Consider the following 17,955-nt stretch of genomic DNA (forward strand, 5'->3'; position numbering starts at 1 on the left):
GAATAGCACCGGAACCCATTTCTTCGCAAAATTCATCACAGAAAGGCAGGACCCCGAGACATTCGAGATGTTCCGACTGGGAACCTAGCCGAAAATGGGCTCGAATTCGGCACTCACGAGATTGGGTGAATAAGCGGGTAAATGAGTTGGCGCCGTAAAGGATATACACCACACGGCTGTGAATTTAATACTATGGTTCAGGAGACAAGTATCATGATTAGCATGACTAAAGTGGCAAGCGTAGTCGCACTCGGTGCGGCCTTGATCGGAACTGCGTATGCCGACGACGTCAAGATTGGCGTGGCCGGCCCCTTGACCGGGCCGCTTGCGAGTCAGGGCAAGGACGTGGAGAACGGTGCGCGGTTGGCGGTCGAGCAGGTCAACGCCGCGGGCATCAAGATCAAGGGCGTACCGCTGCACCTTACCATCGACTCCGAAGACGATATGGCGGACCCGAAGTCCGCAGTAACGGTCGCGCAAAAGCTCGTGGATGCCGGCGTCGTCGGAGTCGTCGGGCACCTGACCTCGGGCACCTCGGTACCTGCTTCGAAGATCTATTCCGACGCGGGCATTCCGCAGATTTCGCCGTCGGCCACCAATCCCGTGCTGACCCGCCAGGGGTTTGCGACAACATTCCGCGTGATTGGCGACGACGCCTACGTGGGCCGCGTGGTCGCTCAGTACCTGACGAAGACAGCGGGATACAAGCGCATCGCCATTATCGATGACCGGTCGGCCTATGGTCAGGGACTCGCAGATATCGTTGCAGCAGAACTGAAGAAGGATGGCGCGACGGTCGTGGACCGGCAATATGTGACGCCCAACACGATTGATTTTCGTAGCGTGCTTACCGCGGTAAAGGGCAGCGAACCCCAGGCGATCTTCTATGGCGGTGTGGATGCCCAGGCGGGTCCGATGCGCAAGCAGATGGCCGGGTTGTCGATGAAGGTGGCGCTTTTCGGTTCGTCGATCGAAACGGACAATTTCATCAAGCTCGCCGGTCCGCCTTCCGAGGGCACGATTTCTGCGCAGGCAGGGCAGCCGCTGGACACCATGCCGGGTGGCAAGAAGTTTGTTGAGCAGTTCAAGAAGTTCGGTCCGGTTATTCTCTACGCGCCGTATGCGTACGACGCCGTGTGGGCCTTCGTCCACGCCATGCAACTGGCGAATTCGACGTCGCCGAAGGACTTCCTGCCAGCCATGAAGAAAATCAGCTTCGAGGGCGTGACGGGCACGATTGCCTTCGATGAGAAGGGCGACCTGCGTTCAAGCAGTGTGACGCTCTATCAGGTCAAGAACGGGCACTACGTGCCGATCCAGACGACCCGTCTGTAAGTGATCGCGGTTTGATGGGGCATTCCCCTGCGGAATGCCTCATTACGCGATTTCGTTTGTCGATGAGTTCGTTTTCAAGCATCGTCTCACCAGGGTAATCAGGGGGCGGGAATGCATAAGGTGGAGAAGTTGCCGCAGATAGACGGCGACCTTGGCTGGCTCGAAACCTCGCCCGATTCTGCCGTTCGCCTTGGACCCAGGCTGAAGGGTTCGCATGAGTTCGACTACGCGGTAATCGGCGCCGGCTTCACGGGCATCTCCGTGGCGTTGCGTCTTGCCGAGATCGACCCCTCGGCGCGTATTGCGCTGGTGGACGCACTTCGTGTCGGCGAAGGCGCATCGGGCCGAAACGCCGGGTTTCTGATCGACCTGCCGCACAACATGAACTTCGCGAAGACCGGTGTCGAGCACGCACGCTCGCTCTTTCGCCTGAACGTGTTTGGCATCGAGCGCTTGCGTGCGTTCAAGGATCAGTATGCGATTCCGTCGTGGACCGATTCCGGCAAGTACATGGCGGCCCGTGAGGAGAGCAACCTTCCGGGACTGAATAACTTCGCGGGCATGCTCAAGCAGGCGGGGTTCGAGTACGACTTGGTTTCCGGACCGGAGCTGGCGCGTCGGCTGGGTACGGACTACTACCGTTCTGCCGTTTACACGCGAGGCAACGTGCTCGCCAATCCGGCTGCGCTGGTGCGTGGGCTGATCAAGGCGCTCCCGCCTTCGGTGTCGCTATTCGAAAACAGTCCGGTTCAGGGCGTCGAATACGGGCCGCCGCACAAGCTGCACTTTGTCGGCGGGACTATTACGGCGCGCAAGGTCGTGCAGGCGACCAACTCGTATTCGGAGCAGTTCGGCAAGCTTGCCCGCCGCATCGTGCCGATCTTCACCTACGCGAGCCTGACCCGCCCGCTGAGCGGCGAGGAGCTTCGCCTGCATTTCAGCGGCGTACAGCCATGGGGCGTAACGTCAGCGCATCTTGCGGGGACGACCGTTCGCTTCACGCACGACAACCGGATATTTGTTCGTAATACCTATGATTACCTGCCTGATCTGAAAAGCACGGGAGCCGACCTGGAGGCGGCGTGGCGCAACCACCGCTCATCGTTCGAGGCGCGTTTCCCGTTCCTGAGGAAAATGGAATTCGACTATACGTGGGGCGGTCTGTTTGCGATGACCAAAAACCACGAACCCGTGTTTTCGAATCCGGACGAGGGCGTCTATGTGCTGAGTGGCTGCAATGGCGTGGGCGTCGTCAAGGGCACTTATCTCGGCTACTACATGGCCGACTATATGTGCGACGTCGAGAGCGAAAACCTGAAATTTGTGCTTCAAAGCTCGCATCCAACATGGATTCCGCCCGATCCGGTTCGCCTCGTTGCCGCGAGAGCGCGCATTGCCTGGGAGGCGGCTCACGCCAAAGGGGACGTTTGAGCCGCAAGCATGCGCGCCAGAGATTTTTTAACCCTTAGCAAAGGAGAGTATCTACATGATCAATCGCATTACGCCGAACAACAGGGCTTCCCGAGCCGTCGAATACGGTGACTTCTTCGTGACCGGCGGTCTGATTGCCGACGATATGTCCGCTGATATTGGCGGCCAGACCGCACAGGTTCTCGCACAAATCGATGAATTGCTTGCCGCGGCAAGACTCACAAAAAATCATCTCACCCGTATTCAGATCTGGCTATCCAACATCGACAATTTCGAAGGCATGAACGCCGTCTACGACAAGTGGGTCGACGGTTCCGAGAAGCCGGTTCGTGCGACGGTGGAAAGCCGGCTCGCCGACCCGGGGTACCTCATTGAAGTGCAGGCGTTCGCGTACCGAGGCTAAAGCGCATCCGCCACTGCGCTCACGGCGGTGTTACACAACAATAGGCTTCAACGCTTGCCGTTAAGCATCGGGCCGTGGATTGTGGAACGGACCATTGGATCTGGTTCGCCGGCCCAAATTTCAAGGACACGATTGCCTTCGGTGAAAAGGGGCCATCGAGCAGGGTTACGCTCCAGTCAATTGAAACTCGGGCGCCACGTGCCTGTTCAGACGACATCGCACAAGTGAGCTTCGGTCGTCAGCAAAGCAAATCGACGAAATCTACGATATGTCCCGGCAGCATATTTCGCTGCCCAGATCCCGGTCTACAAGGTGGCCGCATTCGGTGCCGACGAAGTGACCTCTTTGCGCTTGAATCGAACGGCTGCTTGTTGGTGCGAAGAGACATTTGGATGTCTATGCTTCGGTGCTCGCGAGTGGCTGATAGTGGCCGGGTGCCGACCCATGCACTTTGCATACGCAGCTTCAACCTCGCGAGGCTGCGATCGGCAGCAGGCGACCCTCAGCTGCCGTTTAATTTGTGCGGTAGTCAACGACCGCTCTCAGACCAGCAGAGACATCCGGCCACGATCACGGGTGGTCGCGTGTCGCGTCGACGCAGAAGTCATGGATCGCGGTGACCATCTGATTCAGGCCAGGCTGTTCCAGCGGGTAATGGCCCGCGTTTTCCAGCATCGTAACCGCGACAGGAACCCGCTTGATTCGCTGCAGGAACAACTGACTCAAATGCAGGGGCGTCCAGCGATCCTGCGCAGGCTGCGTCAACAGTACCGGACATACGTCGAAATCCTCCGGCTCGATAGCGGGTTGATAGCCGGTGTAGCTGGCCAGAAAGCTCATGGTTACCCACTTTCCGGCCGACGTTTTGTCCGCCATGCAGGCTTTCAGCGCAGCCGGGTCGTTGACGAGCGTAGACATCTTGCTCGCTATGGACATCGGCATGCGCAGCCCGGCGAGCGGCGTGCGCGCGGTCAGCGCCGCGAGTGGGCCGCCAACACGACTCATGAACTGGTTATACGCAGTCTCGTCGCGCACCTGCTGGATGCGTTGATCGAGAAAGGTCATTCCGACGATACCACTGACTTTCCCGTTCTTTGCCGCAACGTGATACGTCTCCATACCGCCCGCACTCAGTCCGTATAGCACGATGGGCCGGCTGTCCCTTGCCAGTTCAATGTCGATGAGGTCGCTACCGGCTTGTACCCAATCGTCGTAGCGCACCGACTTGCCTCGGCCCACCTGTGTCAGGCCATATTCCGGCATGTCGATCGCGATGGTTTCGAAGCCTCGGTGGGCAAGCGGCGCGCCCAATATCGTCGACATTTGCCGGCCATTCGTACCCACTCCATGGAAAAGAATCACCTTCAGCGGTGCGCTCGCATTGCGGTAGCAATCGAGATGAATGCGATGCCCATTCCACGGCCACCATTCTTCCTGAGGCTCCTGCGGCGGCGTTAGTTGAAACTCGGCCGGCAGAAAGCGCTGAATGTCCCGCCAGTTTTGTTGCTGTGCATAAGTCGTCATCTTTCAGATCTCTATACGTAGTGTCATGCATACGACACGTCAAAGCCTGGACGTTCCAGGAAGAACGCGCTGCCCATCAACATCGAGGGCGTCCTGTAGCCAGCTGGTCCCGGATGGCTCAGGCAGTGATTGGCAATCGCCAGTGCCGTGTCCGCCGTCATCGCGTAGACATTGGGCGCCGACATCTTCATCGTGACCGTCTCGCCCTGCAGGTTCGTCGCTTGAGCCCAGAACTCCGTTCGCTGGACTTCGCGCTTGCCTGCTTCCGGACCGCCTGCAAAGATCCGCTGTGCTGCAGTGTTGAGCGCCCTGGATACGGACGGAACGCCAAAGAACCCGCGCATGAAGTTGGTGAGCCGCATCGTGAGCCCGATTGTGAGCGGCAACGCGCAGTAGACGAGACCGTCCGGTACGCCGGTCGATATGCCCGAGGTAAACACATCGCCCCATGGAATCGACACGGCCCAGCGCGCGCCGCCAGGAAATGGAATGCGTCTGATTCGCCAGGCATTCGGCACCGAAACGAGGCGGTGATCTCGTCGGACGAGCCCACCACTTGCGGCTGACTCGAGGATGGTTTTCACCGTTCCGATGCTTGGCTTCGTTCCGAACGAAAAGGCGAGGTCGATTCGCGTTGCATCGGGCATCCGCGACTTCAGTGCCGCAGCGAGGCTATCGGTCGGGACGATATCGAACCCCGCGCCGGGGCAGAGCACAACACCTGCGCTGACTGCGCGTGCATTTTGTGCGTGGCAGAACTGGAAGACCGGGATTTCGCCGCTGATGTCCACGTAATGCACGCGATTATCAATGCAGGCATCCACGAAAGCGCGTGCAGTTCTCGAAAACGGCCCCGCGCAGTTCAACACGACGGCGACACCATCGAGGGATGCTCTCGCGTCGGCAACCGCGAACGCGCGAGACTCGATACCGTACGCATCCGTCAGCGGCTGGAGTTTCTTGCTGTCTCGCCCCGCGATGACCGGCTGCATTCCCTGACGTATCGCTTCGCGAACGACCAGTTCACCCGTATAGCCGTACGCGCCATAGATCATCAGCTTTGCGCTCATACTCTTACTCATGCTCGTGAATCGCTTTGCCGCTGCCGTGCCCAGCTGCGGTGTCTTGGGTGGCGCACTGATCGACGCCGAGATGTTTGTTAAGGAATGCTATTTGTATTGCAATGTTCTGCAGACACACTCCCTCGTCTTCGAGATGAAGTTCGAAGTGGTTGCCGTCGATGAGATGAAATTCACAGTCCGGAATACATGTGGCTGCGCGCCAGGCCGCCACGGCCGGCGTGACCGTGTCGCGCCGGCCGGCGACGATGAGTGTCGGCGCCTTGATCCGGCATGCGGAGCGAGCCGGGCTATACAGCGGAACCTCCAGAAAGATTCGGGACAGCACCTTGTTTTCCCAATGGGCTCCATCCGGAAGCAATCTCGCGTAGCCCTCCAGGCACTCGACACTCGTTAGCGCGGCCGCGTCGCCGGGGCGCCCGACGATGGGGCTGTAGTGCGGACGGTCGAAGAGCCTGCCGCCCTGGTCGAGCAGTGCCGCGATTGCGAGGCGAAGCGTCACGCGCGCCGGCACCTGGCGCAGGCTCGCGACACCACTCACGTGCGGAACCTGCGCGATGACTGCATGAATCCCGTGATCGTTTGCGGCTGTTTCGAGCACGTGGCCGCCCGAAAACGACGTACCCCACAGAACGACACGCGTGGTATCGATACAGGAAAGCCTCCGCACGTGCCGGACTGCTGCTGCCCAGTCGGAAAGGTGCCGGCGAGGGCTGACCCAATGCCTCGGCATGCCTTCGCTATCTCCGAAATTGCGATAGTCGAACAGAAATACCGCGTAGCCTTCGGCCACGAAGCGTCGCGCGAATGCGGGCAGGCCAGCTGCCCGGATTGCGCCGAAGCCATGCGCCATAACGATCACCGGCGACGTGTCGCCCGTGTCCGGCAGCATGAGTGTGCCAGCACAGCGCTCGCCCTGGCTCAGGAAGGGGGAATCGAAACTGCGCATGAAGGCTTCTCGCTTGATCTTTTGCCGAATGTTGGGCATGCGCATGCGTCATGCGGAAACCGCGCGCTTGTTCGCGTGCCCTGAGGGAGAAGCCGCCGCGCGTGCGCCGGGGCGCGTGAATTCGAGCGCCGAGTCGACGATCGCGTCCTTTAGCAGCATCTCGCGATCCGCCTCGAAGTTGTGGAGCACGCGCCACGGCAGCGTCCGGCCCTGGCGCGGCAGGACATCCTGGCCGCGCTGCACATAACCCGACTGCAACGAGCCCATGATCGATTCGTCGAGCATTTCGCTGGACGGCGCGCGCGCTTTTACAGTGTCGAAGCCTTCCGTATCCATGTGCTGAATCAATCGGCAGACATAGGCCGCCGCCATATCGATTTTCAGCGTCCAGGGCGCGTTTGTGTAACCGAACAAATAGGCGAAATTTGGAACGTCCTGGAGCAGTACGCCCTTGTAGGTCATGACGTCGCTGACCTTGATTTGTTTCCCATCGACGCGCAGGCTCATGCCGCCGAGCGACTGGAGCTGGAGGCCCGTCGCCGAGACCACGATATCTGCGTCGAGCACCTTGCCAGACGCCAGGAGAATGCCGTTTTCAGTAAATGTCTCGATGCGGTCAGTTACGACGGATGCCTTTCCCTCGCGGATGACCGTGAACAGATCGCCGTCCGGAACCGCGCACAATCGCTCATCCCATGGGTTATACGCGGGCGTGAAGTGACGCATGTTCGTGCCGCCGACCTGCTTTTCGACATGGGCCAGCAACCGGGACCGGATCCGGCGCGGCCAGCGCTTCGCCGCCTTGTAGATGAGACGTTGCAGCCGGATGTTGCGCCAGCGGGCCATGGCGTACACCCACTGGCTTGGCAGTACGCGGTCCAGTGCGGCGGAGATCTTGTCGTAAGCCGGCACCGAAAAGATGTAGCTCGGCGAACGCTGCAGCATCGTGACGTGTGCGGCCATTCCAGCCATCGCGGGAACGAGCGTGACTGCCGTTGCACCGCTGCCGATGACGACGACACGCTTGCCGCGGTAGTCGAGATTCTCGGGCCAGTGCTGCGGGTGAATACGTTGCCCCTTGAATCGCTCCTGGCCCTGGAAATGCGGCAGATATCCCTGATCGTGGTTGTAATAGCCGGTACAGGAAACGAGGAACGTGCAGGTGAAGTTCAACGTCTCGCCCGTGTCGTCTTTCCGGGCGCTCACTATCCAGTGGCGCTGCGCAGTCGACCACGACGCGCCGTCAACCGTGATGCCGAACCGGATGAGTCGGTCAACACCATGCTCGCGCGCAGTGTCGGCAATGTATTGCCGGATTGAAGGCCCGTCGGCGAGGACCTTGTAGTCATGCCACCGCCGGAACGCATAGCCAAAGCTGAACATGTCCGAGTCGGACCGAATGCCGGGATAACGGAACAGATCCCACGTTCCGCCAATCGCATTGCGGCGCTCAACGATTGCGACGCGCTTGTCCGGGCACTTGCTGGCCAGATGGCAGGCCATGCCGATACCGGAAATGCCGGCGCCAATGATGAGGACGTCGTATTCGGTATTCATCGGGTGTCTCCTCCCTGATTGTGATCGACATCCGCACTCTAGTCTCGACCCGACATCAGCGTTTGACGTCACGAGACTATTGTTTTACATTTTGAGACATGGATCCTCTGGTAAGAGCAAGTGGCCTTCGTGGCTATCCGGTATTGATGCGCAACATGGGCCACGATCCCGTGCCGCTGCTGCGCCGCTATCGCATTGCGGAGGAATCGCTGGACCGGGACGATACGTTGGTATCGCTTCGCTCCGCCACGCATCTTCTGGAAGCCAGTGCCGAGGTGACGGGATGTGGTGATTTCGGCCTGCGCCTATCCTCGCATCAGAGCATCGACGTGCTCGGTCCGTTAAGCATCGTGTTACGCAATGCCGCCACGATCAAGGATGCCTTGAGCGATGTAATTCGATACATGTTCGTGCACAGCCCAGGAATTGTCGTGTCGGTCAACGAGCGCAGTCCTGTTGTGAAGAACACGGTGGCGGTGTCCGTCGACGTTCACCTGTCGGGTCCTGTCGTGACGCGGCAAAACAGTGACCTTTGCCTCGCGGATGCACACCACTTCTTGCGGCTGTTTGCCGGCGACAAATACGACCTTCGCGCCGTTTCAATACCACACGAACCTGTCGTCAGCCGCGCGGTGTATGAACGGTTTTTTGGAGCGAAACTGCTCGAGGAACCGGGGGGCGCAACGTTGCACATCGCGCGCAATACATTCAGCGCCAATGTGCAGGGCGCAAACGCCACGTTTCATCAGATCGCGGAAGACTATATTTTCCGGAACTTCGGTGCGGCTGAAGGGAGCACGTCAGATCGCGTTCGTCAGGTGCTGCGGCAGACGCTCGGCACGTCGAGCGACGACAAATCCGGCGTAGCCGCGCTGCTTGCACTGCATCCGAGAACGCTGCAGCGTCGCCTCTCAGAAGAGGGCACAAGTTTCGAATTGCTAAAGGATCAGCTTCGAAAGCAACTCGCGGTTCACTATCTTCAAAATACCCGGCTGACGATCGTTCAGATTTCGTTGATGCTCGGATTTCCAGCGCAATCCGCATTGTCGCGCGCTTGCCGTCAGTGGTTCGACACCACACCTTCGGACATACGTGGCAAGCATCAGAAAAAATGATTGCAGGATCAAAAGGGAGGGATTCATCGTCGTCAACGCGACGACTGCCTAATGATGCAAAGCGGCCGTCCGAGCGTCTAAACGACAGGATTCGTGAACGGCAGCTCTTGGCCGAGTTCGGCCGGGTGGAAAACTCCGCGACACGGTACGCCTCGAAGACGAGCCCTGAGGTAATTCGATAGCTCGCCGTCATCCAGCGGCTGAGCCTGGCTTATCAGCAATCGCAGCGTACCCGTCATCGAGTTCAGGCTAACACCGCGGACACCTTCAGTCGCTGGGCGCCACGTCAATCCGCATCATCGCATAGCGATTCGCGCGCGCGTCTGCGAGGGCGTGATGCCGGCCGCCGTACGCTCGGTAATAATCTTCGGAGCGGCGCCGGTCGAGCAGTCCGGCCACGTTCACCGCACGCCAGCCTGGAGGCGGTCCGTCGAGCAAATCGCAAAGCAGATCCCAGTCACCGCCGTAATCGAAACATAGTGACCGCTCCGGCTCGCAGTCGAACTGCCCCAGCCACGTGACGAGCGCCACACGCAAGGCCCCGCGCGTGAACACACGCCCCACATGCTGGCCGAGTTGCGGGAGTACGGCCGCGCGCACAAACTCGCTGCAATTGGCCGGATCGTACTCCGAGCACTCGCCGTAGAACTCGCGACCGTCATCGGCTACGAGTGCGAGGCTGACGAGTTCGCATTCAAGGAAGTCGGTAAACTCGCAGTCGACAAAAATGCGCATGATCGTGAGCCGGTGCGGCGATTTCAAAGATTAAAGTGCCAGACTCGAAAGGATGTTTTTAGACCTTTGAGTCCCGACGCACGTGCGGATGGCTTGCCCGCCACGCCGCGAGAAAGTCGCGCCGCTCATCGTTCGTCAGGATTCCAGTGAATGGCGACGACTGTCGCATGTCTGTTGCGTGATCCCCCGGATCCGTCATCAGCGCGAGCGTGGCGTCGAGCCCTTGGTCGATCACGGCCTGCCATTCAGCGAGCCAGGGTTGCGCGTGCCGGTTCATCGGCATCCAGCGCGTCAGGTTTTCGCGCGCCACAGCGAGCAATTCCGGATTGCCACGGAGCCTGTCGGCGATGAACCCGTGCAGCGCAAGACTGCGCTGGTGCTTGTCCAACTGCAGATGTGCGGGCCACTCGCTTGCGACGGCGCCCGCCGCAATTGCCTCGCTCATCCCGTAAATCGACACGGAGCGGTTCGGTACGGGAACGATGCCCCTCAGCTTGCCCATCGTTACCTCCATCAGACGCGCTGCATCGAAGCGGACAGGCTCCCATAAACAGTCACCTGTCGAAAAGTATCCGCATAAAAATTTTTGTAGCCCATGAAATCAGGTACTTGCTAAAAAATGACCGGCACCGGGCGGAAGATGCCGCCAACGCGCCCCGGAAAGGGCCGTCTCACGGTCTGACATACTATTTCACCTCAGTTTTCCTGCCGCGCCTCGCCTTCGTGAAAGCCGCGATACCCGTCGCGGTATGCCCTTTGTGTTCTTCGTGTTTCGGCATGGTCTCTCTTTCCTGTCGAAGCGTCAGGCGCTATGCGCCTCGCGCGGGCACGCGGCGCTCGGCCTCCCCACTGTCCACATGATCGTCGCAGCGGGTCCGTGCCAACGTCGGCCCGATGATTTTCCCCCGATTGCCGCATACCTCGCACAGCCGCACGCTGAAGGCCTCGGCTAGGTCGATCATGCCGCGCTGGTACTCGTTGGCGGGACCCGCTTCAAAGCGCAGCCCGCCGAATTTTTCCCTGACCCGGCTTGCGATGACCTGCGGCCCGCCGTTCTGCGTCGTCTCGTTGTGCAAGCTCCCGCACAGCCTGTCGAGCAGGTCGAACCAGCCATCGCCGCAGTCCAGGAGCGGCCGGCGCGCAAAGATGAGCGGGTAGCGTTCGTACAGCTGCGTCGTCAGTTCCGGGTTCACGGGCGTCCTCCTGGGTAAGCGTTGCGTGCCCTCGCTCGGGCGTTATGTCGGGTCGCCGGGCGGCGGCAGCCCAAGCTACCTGGCCGGGGCAGCGGGCCGGCACAGCCGAACCGTGCCGTTGATCCGAGTCTTGAAGCCGCCAAGGGCCGGGGCGTTGCCGATGCGCCGCCCGCAAATGCGTCTGCCCCAGCAAGCTACAGGTGAAGCGGAGAGGGAAACCCCGTTACCTTTCCTCTAGCTGTTCAAGAGCCCGGAATAGCATCTGCTGCATCCAAGACAAAAATATTCCTCCCACACATCCCACGGGATCGCCATGCGCTCGCGGCTGTCAAAACGCAGCGCGTAGCGCGGCGAGTCCTCACGCCCGAGTTCGGGAGCTCGAGACTGCGCCGGTGCCTGTCCATCTGCAGATGTGCGGGCCACTCGCTTGCGACGGCGCCCGCCGCAATTGCCTCGTTCATCTCGTGAATCGACACGGGGCGGACCGGTGTGTGAACGATGCCCCTCAATTTTCCCGTCATGACGGCCTCAATTCCTGACCCGTTTTTCCAGGTGCCTGAATTTCAGGGTTGGCCTACTGGATCGCAGCGTCCATGTTCCGCTCCGGCGGACTCACGCGGCGACTTTTCCGAAAAAACACCCTGCATCCTGGGCTTCTAATTTCGAATCCCCACTTTGCCTGCCAGCGCAGGCTTAGCACGGGATGACGGAGCGCACCGCGGCCACCACGCGCTGGGCCAGCTCATTGCCAGCGAGCAGCGGGAATTCGGATTTCAGCGTGGGCGAAAGCGCCCCGGTTTCCAGCACGTCCAGGATGATGCGGTCGATATCGGTGTTGGGGCCCTCGATCACGTTCTTGACGTAAAGGCGAGCCAGGTCCCACTGGCGGCGAGTCGGTGCTGGCAACATGGTTTTAACTCCCTATGCATCTATTCTGCGCGTGTCCATCCCTGCAAGCCAGCCTCGCCGGTAGGCTCGCGCATCGGCCGTGCGTGGTGCTCACGGATGTCCGTCTGATAGCACGCGGCCACTGCCCGATCATAGATCGCTGTGTCGCCCAAGGGCCGCAAATCGTATCGACGATCAGCGAGGTTAGCCGGCAACGGCAGGCTAGGCAGATCGAGCAGGAAACGCCAGTCGGTCTCCGAGTCGCACGCGACCTGCACGGCGCGCGGCGCACGATCAAGCCACCCACGCAGCGCTGCGCGGGCCTCGCCGTACGATAGCCGCGGGCCCTCGAGCAGCGGCAGCACTTCGCGCTGCACGTACGGCGTGCAGTCATCGGGCGTCCATCCGTCGGCGAACTCGGCATAGAACTCGCGTGAGCCATCCTCAGCCACAAGCGCAAGACTGATGAGCTTCGGCGGCGACTGGCCTAGGCCGGTGTACTCAGTGTCGAGAAACAGCAGCATGGTTGAGCCCTTTCGAACGGGGAATCCCGCCGCCACACCCCCGCGCCGAATACTTGATGCCCCCGAAAACCACTAAACACCACATCCTATATTTTGTTGCGCCGCGCGCCCCGCGAACAGGTTGAAAATCCATTGCGACCGCCATGCAAACCTGGAAGCACGATACGCTAACTACGTTCGGCCGGCCGGCCTGGGCAACGCTCACTGAGGCAATCCGGAATATCAGCCAGGTCGAGAACCGTAAGGCCGTTGCCCAGATAGCGGTACACAGCTCCCGTGTCGATGTCGATAACATTGCCACGCAGGCGGATCTCATGATGCGGGGTATGTCCAACAATCACGGCGCTTACCCCTTCGATGCGCTCCGGTATAAGCCCACCCGTCCAGCGGCTACGATCCCACAGCACGGTTTCGCGCACCTGACTCGATCGACGGGTCTGCAGGGTATGTGTCACCTCCGACCATTGATCGCATGGCACCTCGGCGTGCACGATGCCGACCAGGCCGTGCGCAGTTTCGACCTCAATGGCGTACGGCAACACAGAGAAGTAGCTCACGATGTCGTGAGCCTTAACCGGGCTGTCTTCGGCGCAATACAGTTCGATAAACCACTCGCCGCCGTTGCACACCAGTTCGCTCGTGCGGCTATCGACATATGACCAATTCGCGAGAGCCTGATCAGGATTGTCGCGCATGGCCTGAACCCGGCTGAGGTCAATGTTATCCCGTAGTGCCCAATCCAGAATGCCCTGCTCGTGGTTTCCACGCACCGCCTTGATGGCGTGACGCTGCACGGCATCAAGCACGGCAGCAGACTCCGCACCGCGGTCTACCAGATCCCCGACGCTGAACAGGCGATCGCGTGCCGGATCGAACCCGCGTGCGGCCAGTTCGGCGTCCAGCATCGAAAAACAGCCGTGAACGTCGCCCACAGCAAAGTCCCGGCCATGGATATTGAGCGGATACCGATGAACAGGTTGAAGCCCATCCAGGTCTGGCGCGTGTTGTTTTCTTCGGAGACGCGTCATAGGCTTCGTTTCCGGTCCGTGCATGCGGCGATGTGATGACACCACAACCTCGCGCGGCTTGCGGGCGAGCCTATGCGCCCCTTCGGCTACTGGCAGGGCTTCAAGTCCAAAAATGCTCACGATGCGGTTAAGCGACTCGACGGAGGGCCGACGCCGACCTTGCTCCAGATCCTGAATGGTCCGCACGCTGACACCGCGATGTGCAGCGAAGTCGGCCTGGGTCATTCCAAAAAGTTCGCGCATCAATTTCGCGGCTTCCTGCAGCGACAGTTCGCCCCGATCAAACCTTTCATAGAAGGTCTTTCGCAGCGTGTTACTTTCCTCGCGAGAGCGTGCACGATGGTTGCGTCTCATAGTCAGGGCTCTGTCAGTCGAACATCGCGTCTGTGTGCCTGAAGATCAGGCCTTTGATCCAGTGGTGATTGCCAAACTGGTCGATGATCGCGAGATCGACGTTGAACCGCTTACGCGGCTCGTGATGCTTGAGAACGATATGGAAGCTCACGCGAAGCCATGTCATATGGTTAGGTGGTATCGGGTAGTCGCCCGAGTACTGCGATCCTACGGCTTTCACACTGGTGTCGCCACGCTCGATGCGCGCGAAGATGCCCCAGCGTCGATAGCGTAACAGTGCACCGGCCAAGCGCACGGGCTGGTTCCATGTGTTGGTCACATTGAAATCGCCGACGACCTGTAACATCGGCCGTTCTCCCATCTGGCCAAGGTGCCACCACAGCGCATTGAAGCGCGGGTGCTGGATGGCGACGATGGTTTGCTTTGGCAAACCCGGCGCGAGATCCCTGTCTGTGAGTCTCTCTCTCAGCCATGAAGCTGCAGAGCCTACGAAGGAAACGATCTTGCCGAAGTTAGACAGCACGCCAACCACGCCAGCCGCGCCAGCGACGCCGCCGGTGATCGCGGCCCATGTCGGGATCAGCATGATGCCCCCGCTTCGAGCCGGGTGAGTTCGGCCTGCAGCGTGCTCCGCATCCAGTCCACGAACGCCTCCCACGTGCTCCACAGGATCGCAGGACGGTCCAGGCTATCCCCCATTACTGTGTAGTCCACTGGGTTCATGCCGGCCAGCATGGCGCGCACCTCATCGGCGTCCGGGCGATCACCCTTGATTGCGGGCGGGATGGGCAGCGGCTCTGCCCTTTTCACCAGTAGCCAGCGACACAGCGGCTCCTGCAGTTCATACGGTGCATTCACCACAAACAGCACCGTCTCGCCGTTCAGCTCACGTTTCGGGAGGCCGTCCGTGACGCCGCTGCGCAGGCTGTACTTCGTATGCGTGATCTTGTCTGTGATGCTCATTGCGCCCTCCACCAGCGCGTGCCCTGCGCCAACTAATGGGGTAGCGCGGCGCGATGCAAATCGGCTGCTACCATCGAAAATCTCGGCCACTACGGTATGTTCAGTAGTGTGGCGTCAAGCGCCGCCTATCGCCTTACCGGCATATCGTTCCGACCGGTAGTCGGCTCGACAAAAGCGCGAATGGAAACGCCCGTTTCCGATTGCATTGTCATCGCATGCAAGGAATCTGCTTCGCAATTTCCTTCCATTCGCTTCCAAACAAGCTCTTTAGCGAAAGTCCGGTAAAGCACGGTTCCGCATCTTCATCGTAGTCGTTCGCCGTCTCGAGATATGGCTTTACTCGCTCTGCGGGAGATACCAGCGTGCAATTGGGTTCCAGTCCACTTCGCCTCACCCTGTCATGGAACTCATTCTGGAGTTGCAGGACATGATCCACCAGGTCTGAATTAACTGGAGCGAACGCTGCTCCGGTCAAATCATTCCCGCAGCGATTGCAGTGTCCGATATCGTATTCGCAGTCGGGAAATGTCCTCCGAGGAAAGCGGAACGTAAAATCAAGTCGATGACCACAATGACCGCACGTGTCGAGAAAAGGACGCCGATGATGTTCGCAAATGAAATTGTAAGCAAGGCGCCACATCAAACGAATATGAGGAATGTCGTCGTAAGCGAGGCAATCCGGACACAGCCGATAAATAGGGACGCGATTGCGTACGTCATTTGATAGGCATACGAAGGAGCGCTTTCCAAGAATCGTGAAATCAAGCGCGCTCGCTTCATCAATATCCATTGGATTGGTCAAGGTCGCTCGTGCAATTTGCCACCGATCATCAGCAGTCAAAGGGCAGAAGTCAAGCGATGAAGTCGGACCTGCAAATCCCAACGCCCCTATCAAATTCCCGGGTCTGATACGATGTTGCATACAGAGGCGATAAATCCACCCACTTAGCGCCTCCCCGTCTATTAAACCTGGCGACCCTATCAACCGCAGCCCGGAACGCTTGCTTGCTCGTCTAATATTGTTCCGCAGATGGAAATACTCGTGACCCCAGTTACGGTTTAGCTTGTTCTTCAAGGTCTAACTCCATTTGAGCAGTACATACGCGGAGACAGCGTTGCTTGCGGCGGCGGTACTGCGTAGCGCCGACTGCCTGGACAAATACGCGTCGTAGATTCAACGGATCCCCGTGGGCAGTAATGTCCTGGGTTCGCCTCCACACATACCGCAACACGCGGTCTGCATCCGCAGGGTTCGACACGTAGCGATTGCGATAAAGTTGATTTATTCGCTCAAGGAAAGAGTCGGGCCAGCCATTCAGAACGTCAACAACTTCGCCAGCAACTGAGTCTACTTGTTGCCTTCTTAAACGCTTGCTTCCCCGCAATGGAACGTTCGCCGTAAGGGCCGGCAAGGTGATCCCTAGAAACCAAAGTTGTGGCAGCAAAGCGCAAATGCCCTCCGAGTCCATAAGTCGGGCACACCGTCCCATGCCATGTTTTAGTTCCTTTGTTCTTGCATCCTCTCCCCACAAAGCCCAGTCCAAGCCGGTTGCAATTTCTAAAGACGGGGCAGAAGGATTACTCATCAATGCTCGCCTGAAATCATAGCCACATCGACAACGACAGATCTCCTGGCGATTCAGTCCGATACTTCGCGAGCAGGATGGACAGGTTTCTAATAGCGATACACCGTGAACTGGGCAACACGCATAAAGGGAAATATCCCACTCTGCACGCGAATACGGGGCCTCAATCAAGCAGATTGGACAAATCGCGGAACATGGGCAACCGATAAAGGAAAGCGCCTCGATCCAATGGCCAGCACAGCGGTATTGCTCATGAGACAGCATCGCTTGTCGCCAGTACCCCGAAAGTTCAGCGACAGCCATTGGGTCAGCCCTACAAAACTCGGCGAGCTTACCGGCCTTGGCTGACGCAGGTTTCGACCACTTTCCGAACACGGATCTGAGAATACGCCCCGTCGTGAGCCCGGGATTTTCCTGACAAACGCGGATCAGAAATCCCCCGAGTGACTCCTCGAACTTCGGTGTAACGGAAAAAAAGCTCGATATTCAGACACGCTCAACTCCATTTATGCGTCAAAGCGCAAGCGAATAGCACGCCTTGACAAGGTGGTCGTCCTGGATGCTCCTTCCGTTGTCGGAGCAAGCAATTCGAACACATTCAGCCAGGAACATCTTCAGCGTTCTGAAATTTCCCTTCGTTACTTCATGAATAAATTTCGCCTTCCTTTCTGAACCCAGATCTGATCGCTCATGCATCGGCAGCGCTTCGTCGAAAACGTCTAGAAGTCCTCGCCAGACCTCATCGTTTCTGTACTCCGGCAATTTTATTTTTCCAGGCCAACGACTCGAAAATTGTGTCTCACTATCAAATAATTCGAGAAGACTTGGCTTCGCTAGCCAAATAAGAGGCAGCTGACTTATGTCGCAGAGAATTTTCGCCAAGTCTCCTACGGCACCACCAAGCCGCTCTTTATTTTTTCGATTTCCCGAGGTCGGAATGATGTGATGCGCCTCGTCGACGAATATCACCTTGACGCCACCAACCACAACCACTTTCAAAAATGTCTCAAGGAGGTCCTTCCCTTTCATTTGAAATCTATCTAACGATCGGTAACCACTTGCTTCGAGCAGATCCAGAAGGAACTGGACTGGAGTTGGATTTTCTGAAAGCTTAACCACCAGAACGGGGCAGGACGTCTGACACATGGTTTCCCGGCGGGGAAATTTCTTGCCTCTGTTGAATTTTCAGTGGGTGGTATCGTCCCGGTTTATCCATAACCAAGACGAAGGCAGGTCATGCACAGCAAGCTGTTCGAAGCCGCATTGGGTGTAAGTGATCCATGGTTCGTGA

18 protein-coding genes and 1 pseudogene are annotated in these 17,955 nt (G+C 58.8%); 4 read left to right on the forward strand and 15 right to left on the reverse strand.

Annotated features, from left to right (window positions below; all coding sequences use genetic code 11):
* Nucleotides 1–213 precede the first annotated feature (213 nt).
* The 3 genes from L5014_RS37245 (at nt 214) to L5014_RS37255 (ending at nt 3,169) form a co-directional block, all read left to right on the forward strand.
* Nucleotides 214–1,335, forward strand: a complete 1,122-nt coding sequence (locus L5014_RS37245) for a branched-chain amino acid ABC transporter substrate-binding protein (protein WP_238468866.1) — start codon at nt 214–216, stop codon at nt 1,333–1,335.
* A 111-nt stretch (nt 1,336–1,446) separates the two neighbouring features.
* Nucleotides 1,447–2,766, forward strand: coding sequence for an NAD(P)/FAD-dependent oxidoreductase (locus L5014_RS37250; RefSeq protein WP_238468867.1), 1,320 nt, complete (start codon nt 1,447–1,449; stop codon nt 2,764–2,766).
* A gap of 55 nt (nt 2,767–2,821) precedes the next feature.
* Entirely contained in the window at nt 2,822–3,169 is a 348-nt protein-coding gene (locus L5014_RS37255) for a RidA family protein (protein WP_238468868.1), read from the forward strand.
* A 570-nt stretch (nt 3,170–3,739) separates the two neighbouring features.
* Here the strand turns inward: L5014_RS37255 and L5014_RS37260 are convergent.
* Genes L5014_RS37260 through L5014_RS37275 form a run of 4 tightly spaced genes read right to left on the reverse strand, consistent with a single transcriptional unit; the run spans nt 3,740 to nt 8,278 of the window.
* The gene (locus L5014_RS37260; protein ID WP_238468869.1) at nt 3,740–4,693 is read right to left on the reverse strand and encodes an alpha/beta hydrolase; all 954 of its coding nucleotides are present in this window, start codon (nt 4,691–4,693) and stop codon (nt 3,740–3,742) included.
* 23 nt (nt 4,694–4,716) lie between these two features.
* On the reverse strand, nt 4,717–5,763 hold the full coding sequence (locus L5014_RS37265; RefSeq protein ID WP_238468870.1) for a saccharopine dehydrogenase family protein: 1,047 nt from the start codon (nt 5,761–5,763) through the stop codon (nt 4,717–4,719).
* A gap of 4 nt (nt 5,764–5,767) precedes the next feature.
* Nucleotides 5,768–6,721, reverse strand: coding sequence for an alpha/beta hydrolase (locus L5014_RS37270; RefSeq protein ID WP_238468871.1), 954 nt, complete (start codon nt 6,719–6,721; stop codon nt 5,768–5,770).
* Between the two features lie 48 nt (nt 6,722–6,769).
* Nucleotides 6,770–8,278 (reverse strand): flavin-containing monooxygenase, encoded by a 1,509-nt coding sequence (locus tag L5014_RS37275; RefSeq protein WP_238468872.1) that lies wholly within the window; start codon nt 8,276–8,278, stop codon nt 6,770–6,772.
* 98 nt (nt 8,279–8,376) lie between these two features.
* Here L5014_RS37275 and L5014_RS37280 point away from each other — a divergent pair, with 98 nt between their 5' ends.
* Nucleotides 8,377–9,393, forward strand: a complete 1,017-nt coding sequence (locus L5014_RS37280; protein WP_238468873.1) for an AraC family transcriptional regulator — start codon at nt 8,377–8,379, stop codon at nt 9,391–9,393.
* Nucleotides 9,394–9,660: 267 nt separating this feature from the next.
* On the opposite strand, the gene L5014_RS37285 is transcribed toward L5014_RS37280, so the two are convergent.
* The 11 genes and pseudogenes from L5014_RS37285 to L5014_RS37330 all read right to left on the reverse strand — a co-directional run.
* On the reverse strand, nt 9,661–10,155 hold the full coding sequence (locus L5014_RS37285) for a 3'-5' exoribonuclease (RefSeq protein ID WP_238468874.1): 495 nt from the start codon (nt 10,153–10,155) through the stop codon (nt 9,661–9,663).
* 31 nt (nt 10,156–10,186) lie between these two features.
* The gene (locus tag L5014_RS37290; RefSeq protein WP_238468875.1) at nt 10,187–10,630 is read right to left on the reverse strand and encodes a hypothetical protein; all 444 of its coding nucleotides are present in this window, start codon (nt 10,628–10,630) and stop codon (nt 10,187–10,189) included.
* A 307-nt stretch (nt 10,631–10,937) separates the two neighbouring features.
* Nucleotides 10,938–11,321 carry a hypothetical protein gene (locus tag L5014_RS37295; RefSeq protein ID WP_238468876.1) on the reverse strand — a complete coding sequence of 128 codons (384 nt, stop codon included), beginning with the start codon at nt 11,319–11,321 and terminating at the stop codon, nt 10,938–10,940.
* A gap of 693 nt (nt 11,322–12,014) precedes the next feature.
* The gene (locus L5014_RS37300) at nt 12,015–12,230 is read right to left on the reverse strand and encodes a hypothetical protein (protein WP_238468877.1); all 216 of its coding nucleotides are present in this window, start codon (nt 12,228–12,230) and stop codon (nt 12,015–12,017) included.
* Nucleotides 12,231–12,250: 20 nt separating this feature from the next.
* Nucleotides 12,251–12,733: a hypothetical protein gene (locus tag L5014_RS37305; RefSeq protein WP_238468878.1), complete on the reverse strand. Its 483-nt coding sequence runs from the start codon at nt 12,731–12,733 to the stop codon at nt 12,251–12,253.
* 167 nt (nt 12,734–12,900) lie between these two features.
* A complete protein-coding gene (locus tag L5014_RS37310) occupies nt 12,901–14,115 on the reverse strand; it encodes a metallophosphoesterase (RefSeq protein ID WP_238468879.1) in 1,215 nt (404 codons plus the stop codon).
* A gap of 13 nt (nt 14,116–14,128) precedes the next feature.
* Entirely contained in the window at nt 14,129–14,701 is a 573-nt protein-coding gene (locus L5014_RS37315) for a hypothetical protein (RefSeq protein ID WP_238468880.1), read from the reverse strand.
* On the reverse strand, nt 14,695–15,078 hold the full coding sequence (locus L5014_RS37320) for a hypothetical protein (RefSeq protein WP_238468881.1): 384 nt from the start codon (nt 15,076–15,078) through the stop codon (nt 14,695–14,697). Before L5014_RS37320 ends, L5014_RS37315 begins: the two co-directional genes overlap by 7 nt.
* 208 nt (nt 15,079–15,286) lie before the next feature.
* Nucleotides 15,287–16,153 carry a TniQ family protein gene (locus L5014_RS37325; protein WP_338019390.1) on the reverse strand — a complete coding sequence of 289 codons (867 nt, stop codon included), beginning with the start codon at nt 16,151–16,153 and terminating at the stop codon, nt 15,287–15,289.
* Nucleotides 16,131–17,150: a TniQ family protein gene (locus tag L5014_RS39140; RefSeq protein ID WP_420800201.1), complete on the reverse strand. Its 1,020-nt coding sequence runs from the start codon at nt 17,148–17,150 to the stop codon at nt 16,131–16,133. Before L5014_RS39140 ends, L5014_RS37325 begins: the two co-directional genes overlap by 23 nt.
* Nucleotides 17,151–17,177: 27 nt before the next feature.
* Nucleotides 17,178–17,813 (reverse strand): annotated as a pseudogene (locus tag L5014_RS37330) (TniB family NTP-binding protein); the annotation flags it as partial.
* Nucleotides 17,814–17,955 lie beyond the last annotated feature (142 nt).

This window comes from Paraburkholderia tagetis, from assembly GCF_022213065.1.
Classification (GTDB): Bacteria; Pseudomonadota; Gammaproteobacteria; order Burkholderiales; family Burkholderiaceae; genus Paraburkholderia; species Paraburkholderia tagetis.